Below are 12,740 nucleotides of genomic sequence, written 5' to 3' on the forward strand. Positions count from 1 at the left end.
AGAGAATGCAGGAGCACATTCTCCTGAACAACCATTCTCTTCAATCAATGCCTTGCCTCTAAGCCTTTTAATTCTCGCTGAGTGGGAAAGAACTTAATCAAATTGGTATTAAGCTGTCAGATGCATCAATGTTCATTTTCTACCTTCTAAAAATGTCATTTTTGGTTACGGCTAAATAATGTTCCGATAATAGAAACTTTAAAAGCGAAATATTTTTGTGTTATTAATCACTTTTTTTAATTAAGTATTTAATGCAAAAAAGTTATTTAATTTATGAAGGGTTAAAGGCGCTATTCATGGGATTTCTTTGGCTGAGGAATTATTGTGCAGATGAAAATATAGTACTTTAAGGCAAGGTAGTTGATTTATATCAATAGCGGTAACTTTTTACTTCACTCAACTTGATAATTAGCTGTGCAAATGAATGTAATGTGGTAATTTCTAATACTAATACTAAGACTTCTTATTATTGCTTTAAAAATGAATATCCGATCTTAACTGCGTTTCCCTAATTCTTTAAAATAATTAAGGAAAAACATAACGGCATAAGCATTAAATTTATCAAGGAGATACCTTCATGAAAGTTGCTGTATTTAGTACTAAAGCGTATGACGAAACACATTTAAATAAATTTAATGAGGGTAAGCATGAATTTACCTATATACCCGCACGTTTAACAAAACTTACCGCCTCGCTTGCCGATGGTCACGAAGCAATTTGTTGTTTTGTTAATGATCAGCTAAGCACCGAGTGTATAGAAATAATGGCAAACTATGGTGTGCAGTATATTGCGATGCGTTGTGCTGGCTATAATAATGTTGATTTAAACGCTTGTGCTCAACATAACATCAAAGTGGTTAGAGTTCCTGAATACTCACCTTACGCTGTGGCTGAACATGCCGTTGCCTTAATGATGGATTTAAATCGTAATATCCACCGTGCTTTCTCACGAGTGCGTGAGCATTATTATATTCTTGATGGTTTACTTGGTTTTGATATGTACGGTAAAACAATCGGAGTGATAGGCACTGGCAAAATAGGTGTTTGTTTAATTAAAATAATGCTTGGTTTTGGCTGTAAAGTTGTTGCGTACGATCTTTATCCTAGTGATGAGGTAAAGGCGCTTGGTGTTGATTATAGAAGTTTAAATGACCTCTATAAGCTAAGTGATGTTATTTCATTACATTGTCCATTAAATAGTGATACTCACCACATGATCAACGCAGCAGCACTGAATAAAATGAAAAAAGGTGTCATGATCATTAACACGAGTCGCGGCGGTTTAGTCGATACTGTAGCAGTTATAGAAGGATTAAAAACCGAGCAAATTGGGCACCTTGGTTTAGATGTTTATGAAGAAGAAACAGATTTGTTTTTTGAAGATTTTTCTAACACCATTTTACAAGATGATGTATTTGCACGTTTATTGACTTTCTCCAATGTTGTTATCACCGGACACCAAGCCTTTTTTACTCGAGAAGCCTTAGATGCCATTTCAAAAGTTACCTTAAATAATCTTACCGCCTTAGAGTTAGGGGATTTAGATAAAGCCTGTTTAATACCTTTTCCATAATAAAACACTAATTTTTACTTAATTAAAAGTTGCAACTAACGCATCTTCTCCCAACAGAGTTACTTTTAGGGTAAACAAAAAGCGCTTTTTAACTAGATGGAATTTTAATGACTTTTTTACAAACGATAACTGCATTAATGCCCGTTATTTCGGTATTACTGTTTCTTATTATTTTACGCTGGCCGGCGATGAAAGCGATGAGTATTAGCTTAGTAATTACTGGTTTGATGAGCGCCTTGTTTTGGCATATTCCGGTGATACAAATAGCAGCTTCGGTGATTGAAGGTTGGATCATTGCTGCATCAATATTGATTATTATTTTTGGGGCAATATTCTTATTGAACACCTTAACGCAAAGTGGGGCGATTAGCGTTATAAGAGAAGGGTTTATGAGTATAAGCCCTGATCGTCGTATTCAATTGATCATCATTGCTTGGTTATTTGGTAGTTTTTTAGAAGGTGCTTCTGGCTTTGGTACTCCTGCAGCTATTTGTGCTCCTTTACTGGTAGCTCTTGGTTTCAACCCTTTAGCGGCGGTAGCGTTAGCATTAATTGCTGATTCTTCTGCGGTATCTTTTGGCGCTGTTGGAACGCCTATTTTAGTAGGAATTAATCGCGGTTTATCTGATATAACTCCAGAACAATTACAAAATATTGCTACTACCGCGGTCAGTATCGACTTATTCGTAGGGGTATTTATCCCACTTATTATGGTCAGTATATTAACGCGCTTTTGGGGCGAGAATAAATCCTTTAAAGAAGGTTTAGCTCTTTGGCCTTTTGCTATTTTTTCAGGACTCGCTTTTATTGGACCTGCATGGGTTGTTGCTAATTTATTAGGGCCTGAGTTTCCATCGATTATTGGCGGGCTAATTGGTTTAATATTAGTTGTTGGCGCTGTAAAACTTAAATTTTTGGTACCTGATAAAGTATGGGGTTTTCCAACTGATAACAATGAAGCAAGTAACTTAACGGAAAGCGAGCAAGCAAATGTAGATGCTAATCCTGAGGAATATGCGCAAGAACGTTCACAAAGTAAAGAAAGCACATTGAATAACATTTCAACAACTCGTTTAGTGAATATTCATGGCAATATGACTCATAGTAATTTTGCGGTACCTATGTCAATTACTCGGGCATGGCTTCCTTATGTGTTAGTGGCTATTTTATTGGTCTTAACACGTTTAGATTTTCTGCCATTTAAGTCATTATTGGCCAGTGTCAGCTTCTCTTTTGATGATATTTTAAATACTGGGATTTCTCATTCAATTAGTCCACTTTATTTACCCGGCTTCATCTTTGCTTTAGTCTGTTTAATGACGTTTTATTTACATAAAATGAATAAAAGTCAATCAGTTAGCGCGATCACTGATTCTACTAAAGCATTACTACCTACGGCATTAACATTAGCAGCAGCGGTTCCTTTAGTACGTATTTTCATTAACTCTAATGTGAGTGGTGCAACGCTTAGTAGTATGCCAAAAGAATTAGCTAGCATGATGGCCGATAGTTTTGGCCAAGTATGGCCACTTTTAGCTTCTTTTGTTGGTGCATTAGGCACTTTTATATCAGGCTCAGCTACCTTTTCAAATATGATGTTTGCAGACTTACAGCAAGCAACAGCGTTCAATTTAGGTATTCCACAGAACTTGGTGCTAGCTTTACAAATGCTCGGCTCTAACGCAGGTAATATGGTGTGTGTGGTAAATGTTGTTGCCGCTTGCTCTGTGGTTGGTTTAACAGGCAAAGAAGGGGCTGTTATACGCATTACTATGGTGCCTATGCTGATATATTGCTTGATGGTTGGTGTGGTATCTATGATTTGGTTGACTTTATAAAAGTAAACTTGCTCATGTTGTTGCGATAAATATTTGTTAAAAATAACTTGAGGAGATAACCGATAGAATAGTTTGATAAAAATTATTGATTGATAAGACAAATTTTTTTTGCTTCATTATCTGAGCATTTACGTTCATTATCTTGCCGTGATCTATTTCTATTTTAGCAAGGAAAAGTAATGGATACTGATACATATGAAGATACGAATATAGAGACAGATAGCAATGTAAATTTAACTAGTGTAGATATTGACCTTTCTGCTGAATCAGCTAGCAAAAAATCAGTTAGACTTCAGTCGAGAGAAAAATATTTTACTAGACAAAAATTAGATGTAATTAACGAACAAAAATCACTTGATAGGCAACTAAATTCATTTAGTGACCATTGGGATATGTAAATAACTTAATTGTTTAAGAGAAAATAACCATGAAAAAAATATTTTTAGTACTTGCGGCCTTAACTTTAACTTCTGTCAATGCATATAGCGAAGAAGTTGCGGATGATTTAATGGAAGCACCTAATGATTATGTGTTCAGCCTTTTACAATCATGTACTGATTATGCATCAGATGATGAAATTGAGTCGAAAGATTTAAATAAATACTTATTATCTTGTATTAATACTGAGTTAGAAGAAGGTTATTACCAAACTATTAGCTCTTTACCTAAAGAAGAAGCTTAACCTGCATATTTGAACAAGTAGTAAATAAGCGTACAACACAGCTACATTTTTAAGCTTGTTCGGGTATTTTAAACCAGTAATTTATTTCCTTATTAAGGCGTTAAATTACTGGTTTATTTGTTTTTAAGCTGCGGAAATAGCATTAAAGCTTGTTGAATAATATCTACTTTTTGGCTCTTAGCTAAATATGCCGCAAAAACCTCTCTTGAATATACCGGTGCTTTTTCAATGAGGTGTAATTTATTTTTAGCAATATATTCAAACGTCATTTGTTTGGGTAAATAAGCACTTCCCCCCGCATCCAATAAAAAATTTAAAGCAATTCTCGGTTGGCTCATATGATGTTTTGCTGCAGGAGCGTGTTGAAACTCTCGTAAATGTTGGGTGTTAACCGCTTCACCATAATCCACCATAATGTGATTATCCAAGGCAATAGTGTCGGTGTTGTCTTCAGGGTTAGTTGACACTAAATGTAATGGCACACTCGCTATTTTTTGGGTAATTAAATCTTCGATATAAGGAGGCTCAAATAAAAAGGCGATATCTATCACTCGAGTGAGTAAGCTTTTTCTTAACTCTAGTTGCGAGTATGTATTGGTAAGTAAACTGACATCATCAAGATTACGGTGAATCTTTTTAAGCCAATCTTGTAACACAATATCCCAAATCGACATAACAGAGCCAATCACTAATTGGTGCATATCGTTATCAGCAATACCAACATCTTGCTTGGTTTTTTGCCACATAAATAACAATTCATTCGCATGTTTTATTAAGCGATTCCCTTCAGGAGTTAACTTTAAGTGCTTTTGACTTCGATCAAATAGTAATACGCCTAAATCATCTTCTAACAATTTAATGCGGGCGCTAACTGCAGACTGGGTAATAAATAAGTTTTCAGACGCAATTCTAAAGTGTAATGTTCTACTGACTTCTAAAAATGTTTTTAATAATTCTATTTTCATAAGATCCCATAAATGCCGTTTAATCGATTATTTTGATTAAACCCATTAAAATATAGCGTTTTATTATTTGGTTAGTTGACTATACACTCCCTTTAAATTATTTCATCACTTTTATCCTATATACCCGCTCCACTTGAAGATGTAGGATTCAGCTGAAATTGAAACGAGCATCTTCAAGTGGAACGGGTATACACATTTAATAAGTTTACGGTCTAACGGTTTGACGCAACAAAGTTAAAACCAAATTCGTAACTTTAGTATGGCTCTGTTATAACTTTGTTATAGCTAGCCGTTGTGATTGTGATAAAAATTTCGATAAACATTAAAATATAGATTATAAGGGCTCCTATGAAAGTTGCTATTTTATCCCGTAATAAAAACCTTTACTCAACTCGACGCTTAAAAGAAGCGGGTGAAGCTATGGGACATGAAGTTGATATTATTGATACCTTGCATTGTTACATGGACATTACGAGTACCCATTCTAAAGTACGTTATCACGGTAGAGAGCTTCCTGAGTACGATGCTATTATTCCGCGTATTGGCGCATCTGTTACCTTTTACGGAACGGCGGTGGCAAGACAGTTTGAAATGATGGGTACTTTTAACATAAATGAATCGGTGGCAATTAGTCGCTCGCGTGACAAATTACGTTCATTACAATTACTATCACGTAAAGGTATTGGTTTACCTCGTACAGGCTTTGCTAATAAACCAGATAATACTAAAGATTTAATTAAGAATGTTGGTGGTGCACCTGTTGTTATTAAGTTATTAGAAGGTACTCAAGGTATTGGCGTGGTATTAGCCGACACAGCTAAAGCAGCTGAAGCGATCATTGAAGCTTTTATGGGCTTAAAAGCTAACATTTTAGTGCAAGAATTTGTAAAAGAAGCGGGTGGTGCTGATATTCGCTGTTTAGTTATTGGTGGCAAAGTAGTAGCAGCGATGAAGCGTCAAGGCGCAGAAGGCGAGTTTCGCTCTAATTTACATCGTGGTGGCTCTGCGACTGTCGTTAAGCTTTCTAAAGAAGAGCGTGAAACAGCAATTATGGCTGCTAAAGCAATGGGCTTAAACATGTGTGGTGTTGATTTATTACGTTCACAAAATGGCCCTATGGTGATGGAAGTTAACTCTTCACCTGGTTTAGAGGGAATTGAAACGGCAACTGGAAAAAATGTAGCCGGTATGGTTTTTGATTTTTTAGAGAAAAATGCTAAACCAAACAATACTAAAACACGTGGTAGAGGTTAATTTAGCAATTTTACTTGTTCTAATAAGGACTTAAAGAGAGTGTTATGAATGTATTAAAAATTGGTGGTTTTGAAATTTTACCCGGTGAACAGAGAAAAATAAACTTGCCTGTTGCCAAACTATATACAGACGCTAATGTTTCGTTACCTATCCATATTATTCGAGCTAAAAAACCAGGCCCTACAATTTTTGTGAGTGCTGCGGTACACGGTGATGAATTAAACGGTATAGAAATTATTCGTCGTTTAATTCACGAGAATAAATTTAAAATTATAAAAGGAACGGTTATCGCCGTACCTATGGTTAATGTTTATGGTGTTGTAAATCAAAGTCGTTATATGCCCGATCGCCGAGATTTAAACCGTTGTTTTCCTGGTTCGGCTAAAGGTTCATTAGCAGGGCGAGTAGCTCATATATTTTTAAGTGAGATAGTTAAGCACTGCGACTATGGTATTGATTTACATACGGGGGCAATTCATCGTTCAAACTTGCCACAAATTAGAGCAGATATGTCTGATCTTGATACCAAAGAGCTTGCAGAAGTGTTTGGCGTGCCTGTGGTGTTAAATTCTAATTTAGTGGATGGTTCATTGAGGGAGGCTGCTGTTAAAAATGAAACTAAAATTTTATTATATGAAGCAGGTGAGGCATTACGCTTTGATGAGTTTTCAATTAGAGCTGGCATGAAAGGCATTTTAAATGTTTTACAATATTTAGGCATGACCAGAAAAACGCCTGTATCGCGGAAGAAAAAAATAGCGCCTTTTATTGCGAATGGTAGTCAGTGGGTTAGAGCAAACGCTAGTGGTATTGTTCACAATATTGTGAACTTGGGCGACCAAATAACCAAAGGACAAATACTCGCTGAAATAGGCAGCCCTTATGGTGAAGTGATTGATGCTGTTAAAGCAACACGATCTGGCATTTTAATCGGTAAACAAAACATCCCGCTAGTGCAAGAAGGTGAGGCCATGTTTCATGTTGCTTACTTTAGTGAGGATGATGAAGAAATTGCTGAGCGTATTGAAACAGTACAAGAGCAATTATTACCTGAAAGTGACAATGTATAAACTATTACTTTAACGCATTCTAACTCGCCTTCAGTAATTACAACTTATGAAGGCGAGATGAGTTGCAGTTATTATTTAGGTGTACTCATCTACGAGATATTTATCTATGTGATATTTATATGCAAAGTGATAGTTCTTATGCAAAAAATTTTATGAAAGATAGTTGCAAAAGTTATCTACTGTTTAATATTTAAAATAAAATGGTTTACACGATTAAGTCACTCTAATGCACTTTAGGTTAGAGTAACGTAGTAAGCGCAAGACCAATGCCAATCCGTGTTTGATTAATATTATAGTCAATTAAACTTTCGCCATAACCACTACTCATTTGCGTGTAACCCTTTAACTTGCCCCATAATGGGAAAGTTGCCCCCAACTCTACATAACCATTATGTGTAGCAAAGTTATTTCTAAACATTGAATAAAACTCTAAATCGGTACTGTATTTATAGACCATACTTAGTTCGAAGTGTCCCATGTAATCGGTAATATCGGGGTTATCGTCGCCTACACCATCAATTATGCCATTTTCAGGAGGTGATTTCGGGCTTTCGGGTATCCGCCACCAAGGACGAAAAGTTAAGGCAAAATTACGCTTTTCGTAAAGGTAAGTCATATATACACGGTTCCAACTCCGTGATAGTAATTGCGATTGACCGTTTGATTGATGTTCTAAACCTACCACCAACCCTGAATTACCACCAAAAGGATGTAAATCGATTGGTGTTAAGTAGAAAAAATCAGGTTGGTAATTGGTTTCTCTAAAGGGTCTTGATATTTCATCAGCATAAATTTGCCACCATGACTTGAGCGTAAAACCAAAAAAAATTTGATCACCTTCTCGTAAAAAAGAACCTGTTAATAATGGGATTTTTATACTGAGTTGAAACTCTGCTTCTAATTCTTTTAATTCATCTTCCCAATTAGAAATATCTTTGTAGGCATTTCTATTGACAGTATTTACTAGAGTAAAAGGTAGTAAATAATTCATCTTATAAGGGCTAAGTGTGTAAGGGTTTTCTTCTGCTCTTTTTTCTTTAATTAATCTATTTGAAATAGCCCCTAATTCAATAGAAGGTGTATCTTTTTTATGAAGCATATTTCGAGCTATTTCTTGCTCACACTGGTTTTGTATTTCGCTTAAGGTACTTTCTTTATTAGTATTTTTAATAGTGTTGAAAATACACCTATCAAGTTGATTATCTTTTTGTTCAGGGGCGTTAGCCAATATGGAAAAGGAAAAACCAAAAGATAGTAAATAAAATGCTATACAAAAAGGGAGTGCAAAGTAAGTTTTCATAATTATAGTGTCAGTTATAAACTTGGATACTATATCTATTATATGGTTAATCGGTAGATTATAGATACTGATTTTATAAGTAGCCTTAATAACAGAGCCTATATAACAAGTTTTGTTTTATAGTATTTGTCTGCATATTGACAGTGAACTTGTATATAATTGATTTAATGTTCCTTTATGTTAATCATCAAGTTGGCAACGAAGATTACTTTTCAATTTATATAGAGCAAACGTAAGTTATGATGAAAATAAAATTAAACTGTGATTTAGGTGAAAGTTTTGGTGCTTGGTCAATGGGACTGGACGCAGAGGTTATGCCCTATATAGATCAAGCGAGTATTGCTTGTGGCTTTCATGCGGGTGATCCATTAGTGATGCAAAAAACGTTAGCGTTGGCGAAAGAATCTCAAGTAATGATTGGCGCACACCCTAGCTACCCTGATTTAGTTGGGTTTGGTCGCCGCTCTATAGCATGCTCTACAGCTGAAATAATTGCGTTGCTGCATTATCAAATAGCGGCATTAGAGGGGATGGCAAAAGCACAAGGTTTATCGATTGATTATGTAAAACCCCATGGCGCGCTTTATAACGACATGATGAAAGATGCTGATGTTTTTAGCGCTATATTAACGGCATTGGCCGAATATCCTTTACCACTTAGTTTAATGATACAAGCGACTGCCGACTTTGAATATTATCAACAGCAAGCAAATAAACTAGGGATAAATTTGTACAGTGAGGCATTTGCTGATCGTCGTTATGATGATGAGGGCAGGTTACTAGCTCGCACTAAAACAGGAGCAGTTCTAACAAAAACAGAAATGCTTGCCCAAGTACAACAGTTAGTAGAACAAAGCAGTGTGACAACGGTTTCTGGAAAAATATTAAAACTTAATGTCGATAGTTTATGTGTGCATGGGGATAACATGGCTGGCGTGCAAGCTATTAGTGAAATTAAAGGCTTGTTAGCGTAATGGCTACTGACTCCAAACCTATAGACGATGTTAGCTTTGCAGAAGTTTCTTGCGATGATCAAACAATCATAAAGATAAATAATAATATCAGCCTTGATATTGCCGGTGAGAACGCCCTGATCTTGTACTTTACAAATAGTAGCAGCTCTACCGTTACGGACTTAAAGTCTAATATTATAAAAGAAAAATCTGTTGCTATTTCACCTGCAATTAATGCTCATGTACAGCAAGCTGTAACGATTATTCGTCAGCATTTAGCAACCAGCGTCATTGACCTCATTCCTTCATACGGATCTATTTTAGTCGTCTTTGATTTACTTACCATAGACCATCACAGTTTACGTAAACAACTTAAGCAATTACTGATTAACTGTGAAGCAGTAAATAACAAGCAGGGTAGGCTAGTAGAACTACCGGCTTATTACTCTGCAGAGTCGGGTATTGATTTACCACGAATTGCTAAACACGCTAACTTGACGGTTGAGCAAGTAATACAACTGCACCAAGCGCAAGAATACAGAGTTTACGCGATAGGCTTTGCTCCTGGGTTTGCTTATTTAGGTGAGGTTGATGAGCGCATTGCGATGCCAAGGTTAGCAACACCTCGATTAAAAGTGCCCAAAGGTGCTATTGCGATAGCGGATCAACAAACAGCTGTTTATCCTGCGCAATCTCCCGGTGGTTGGAACATTATAGGTTTATGCCCAACAGATATGTTTAATGCTGAAGCAAACCCAACTATGCCTGTTGAAGTAGGCGACAGAGTAAAGTTTGTGGCAATTAGCAAACAAGAGTTTCTAAAATTAGGCGGACAATTAGATGCTAATAGCGCTGAAGATCTAAACAAAACACCAGAGCCTATTGAGAAGCAAAGTAAGGCTAAGCAAGTATGTTAGGTTTTGTGGTTAAAAATGCTGGCGTATTGAGCTTAATTCAAGATGCGGGACGTTATGGCGCTTTCAATTTAGGCTTAACTAATGGTGGTCCTGCTGATGCGCTTGCTTTTAGCTGGGCAAATAAATTATGTGGTAATGAACTTAATTCAATAGCCATTGAAATTAGTTTGGGTGGCTTAACGTTAATTGCACAAATTGATTGCGTTATTGCGGTTACAGGTGCGCCTATGCCATTAACCATTAATGGTCATAAAATACCATTATGGCGTAGTTTCATGGTTCAAGCTGGCGACGAAATTCACTTTGGTTTTACCTCTACAGGTGTTAGAAGTTATTTGGCAGTACAAGGCGGCTTTGATATCACACCAACTTTTGGTAGTACGGCGACAGTATGTAGAGAGTCCATTGGCGGTATAAATGGTAACAAGCTGACTGAAAATGACATATTACCTTGTAAGTCTGTATTACAACATAAGCTTAAACAAGATATAAAGTTGTGGCTGTTACCTGAAGCTGAGCAGCCAGTGTATTCTGCTGAGGTAGTATTACACACGATATTAAGTTATCAACATCAACAATTTTCAACGGTTGAAAAAAGGTTGTTCTTTAACTCGGAATATCAGGTAAGTAAACTTTGGGATCGTATGGGCTATCGTTTAGATGGTCGAGCAGTCAATACTGATATTGATGGGATTTTATCTGAAGGTATTTGTTATGGTGCGGTGCAAATACCGGCAGATGGTCAGCCTATTGTTTTGCTAAATGACAGACAAACAATTGGTGGCTACCCTAAAATAGGAGCGGTTATTTCGCAAGATTGTGCGCGATTAGCGCAATGTAGGGAAGGCGATAAAGTGCGCTTTGAGCCAATATCACTATCGAAAGCAGACAATTTATTTCACCTTCATATTAATCGCTTTCGCCGTGTTAAACTTATCGAATGTAGCTAATTTATCTAGTAACTTGTGCTTAGCCGATAAATACTTAAAACATTGTAATCAATCATATATCCAATTATTTCATTTATTTGCCATAAGTTAATGTCGATACCCTCATAAAAAAAGGCAATCATTTAAGATTGCCTCTTCAAATTATTTATATACCCGTTACCATTTAAGTTGCATGTTTCAGAGCGCTTTGAATAGTAACGGGTATATGTATTCGCTGTTAGCTTTAGCGCAGTTACTCGGCTAATGGCGAAATATAGCCTTCAGGTTTTAAAGCGAGTACATCACAATTTAATAAGTCGATAACTTGCTCAGCAGTATTACCGATTAACGCCGCTGAAATACCGGTACGACCCACTGTACCTAACACTACAAGCTCGGCATCTATTTTTAAAGCAACTTGTTCAATAACCGCTTCGGGTAAACCTTCTTTAACGTGAGTATTTGCAAATGGAATATCAAAGTTATTAGCGTGACTTTGCATTGCTTTGGTATGATGCGATTGCATTGCATTATTGTACTCACTGGCATCAAATTCAGGAATTTCAATGGCGATATTAACAGGAGTTCCAGGGTAAGAGTTAACAAGGTGCACATTCGCTGTTATTAATTGAGCAATGTTTTTTGCTTGCTTGGTTATACGGTTATTTAACGAAAGGTGCTCTGCTTCGTCACTACCAACATTTAGGGCTGCTAAGATATTACCTTGCTTAGGCCATTCATGATCTTTAACTAGTAGTACAGGGCACGGGCATTTTCTTAATATATGCCAATCGGTTGGGGTAAATACCACTGATTTGAATTTGTCGTGTTGGTGTGTGCCTTTGATTACTAGATCATGCTTTTGCTCGATAACTTGCTTGATAATGGCTTCATACGGACGATTATTCCAAACGACTTTACTGGTAATATTAATGCCAGCGTTCATCTCTAAAATAATATCATCTAGCCATTGTTGTTTTTCTTTAATAACCATTTCACGCATGCTATCGCGATCGTCACTAGATAATATCGTTGTCATCTCGTAAGAAAAATCGAATATGCTAAAGAACGCGGTAATATTTACCTTATGCTCAGGGGCAATATCTGGAATTTTAGACACAAGTTCAATAGCTCTTTTTAGGGCTTTTTGTTCTTCAATTGTCGGATCGATTATAACGAGGATGTTCTGATAAATGTCCATGCTGACCTCACATAAAATAATTATTAACGTAATACCAATTTGATTAAGTTCTTTCCCA

General features: G+C 36.4%; 12 protein-coding genes. 9 read left to right on the forward strand and 3 right to left on the reverse strand.

The features are described 5' to 3' along the window. The first annotated feature begins 577 nt into the window (after positions 1-577). The 4 genes from KO502_RS03260 to KO502_RS03275 all read left to right on the forward strand — a co-directional run bounded on the left by KO502_RS03260 (position 578) and on the right by KO502_RS03275 (position 4,093). On the forward strand, positions 578-1,573 hold the full coding sequence (locus KO502_RS03260) for a 2-hydroxyacid dehydrogenase (RefSeq protein WP_216021132.1): 996 nt from the start codon (positions 578-580) through the stop codon (positions 1,571-1,573). 107 nt (positions 1,574-1,680) lie between these two features. After that, complete coding sequence (locus KO502_RS03265) at positions 1,681-3,411, forward strand: L-lactate permease (RefSeq protein ID WP_216021133.1); 1,731 nt, start codon at positions 1,681-1,683, stop codon at positions 3,409-3,411. A gap of 179 nt (positions 3,412-3,590) precedes the next feature. Beyond that, a complete protein-coding gene (locus KO502_RS03270) occupies positions 3,591-3,809 on the forward strand; it encodes a hypothetical protein (protein ID WP_216021134.1) in 219 nt (72 codons plus the stop codon). A gap of 29 nt (positions 3,810-3,838) precedes the next feature. After that, entirely contained in the window at positions 3,839-4,093 is a 255-nt protein-coding gene (locus KO502_RS03275) for a hypothetical protein (protein WP_216021135.1), read from the forward strand. 113 nt (positions 4,094-4,206) lie between these two features. On the opposite strand, the gene KO502_RS03280 is transcribed toward KO502_RS03275, so the two are convergent. Then, the gene (locus KO502_RS03280; RefSeq protein ID WP_216021136.1) at positions 4,207-5,058 is read right to left on the reverse strand and encodes a LysR family transcriptional regulator; all 852 of its coding nucleotides are present in this window, start codon (positions 5,056-5,058) and stop codon (positions 4,207-4,209) included. Positions 5,059-5,406: 348 nt separating this feature from the next. Between KO502_RS03280 and rimK the strand changes: the two genes are divergently transcribed. Both rimK and KO502_RS03290 read left to right on the forward strand, forming a co-directional pair. Then, on the forward strand, positions 5,407-6,312 hold the full coding sequence (gene rimK, locus KO502_RS03285) for a 30S ribosomal protein S6--L-glutamate ligase (RefSeq protein ID WP_216021137.1): 906 nt from the start codon (positions 5,407-5,409) through the stop codon (positions 6,310-6,312). Between the two features lie 44 nt (positions 6,313-6,356). After that, the gene (locus KO502_RS03290; protein WP_216021138.1) at positions 6,357-7,382 is read left to right on the forward strand and encodes a succinylglutamate desuccinylase/aspartoacylase family protein; all 1,026 of its coding nucleotides are present in this window, start codon (positions 6,357-6,359) and stop codon (positions 7,380-7,382) included. Positions 7,383-7,620: 238 nt separating this feature from the next. Here KO502_RS03290 and KO502_RS03295 read toward each other — a convergent pair whose 3' ends face one another. Next, positions 7,621-8,610, reverse strand: a complete 990-nt coding sequence (locus KO502_RS03295) for a phospholipase A (RefSeq protein ID WP_252730483.1) — start codon at positions 8,608-8,610, stop codon at positions 7,621-7,623. Between the two features lie 320 nt (positions 8,611-8,930). On the opposite strand from KO502_RS03295, the gene KO502_RS03300 reads away from it, so the two are divergent. Genes KO502_RS03300 through KO502_RS03310 form a run of 3 tightly spaced genes read left to right on the forward strand, consistent with a single transcriptional unit; the run spans position 8,931 to position 11,502 of the window. Then, the gene (locus KO502_RS03300) at positions 8,931-9,656 is read left to right on the forward strand and encodes a 5-oxoprolinase subunit PxpA (protein ID WP_216021184.1); all 726 of its coding nucleotides are present in this window, start codon (positions 8,931-8,933) and stop codon (positions 9,654-9,656) included. Continuing rightward, positions 9,656-10,552 carry a 5-oxoprolinase subunit PxpB gene (pxpB, locus tag KO502_RS03305; protein WP_216021140.1) on the forward strand — a complete coding sequence of 299 codons (897 nt, stop codon included), beginning with the start codon at positions 9,656-9,658 and terminating at the stop codon, positions 10,550-10,552. Before KO502_RS03300 ends, pxpB begins: the two co-directional genes overlap by 1 nt. Continuing rightward, on the forward strand, positions 10,546-11,502 hold the full coding sequence (locus KO502_RS03310) for a biotin-dependent carboxyltransferase family protein (protein ID WP_216021141.1): 957 nt from the start codon (positions 10,546-10,548) through the stop codon (positions 11,500-11,502). The genes pxpB and KO502_RS03310 overlap by 7 nt, the downstream gene beginning before the upstream one ends. 232 nt (positions 11,503-11,734) lie before the next feature. Here KO502_RS03310 and uspE read toward each other — a convergent pair whose 3' ends face one another. Further along, positions 11,735-12,682: a universal stress protein UspE gene (uspE, locus tag KO502_RS03315; RefSeq protein WP_216021185.1), complete on the reverse strand. Its 948-nt coding sequence runs from the start codon at positions 12,680-12,682 to the stop codon at positions 11,735-11,737. Between the last annotated feature and the right edge of the window lie 58 nt (positions 12,683-12,740).

It is taken from the genome of Colwellia sp. E2M01 (assembly GCF_018860585.1).
In the GTDB taxonomy this organism is placed as follows: domain Bacteria; phylum Pseudomonadota; class Gammaproteobacteria; order Enterobacterales; family Alteromonadaceae; genus Colwellia.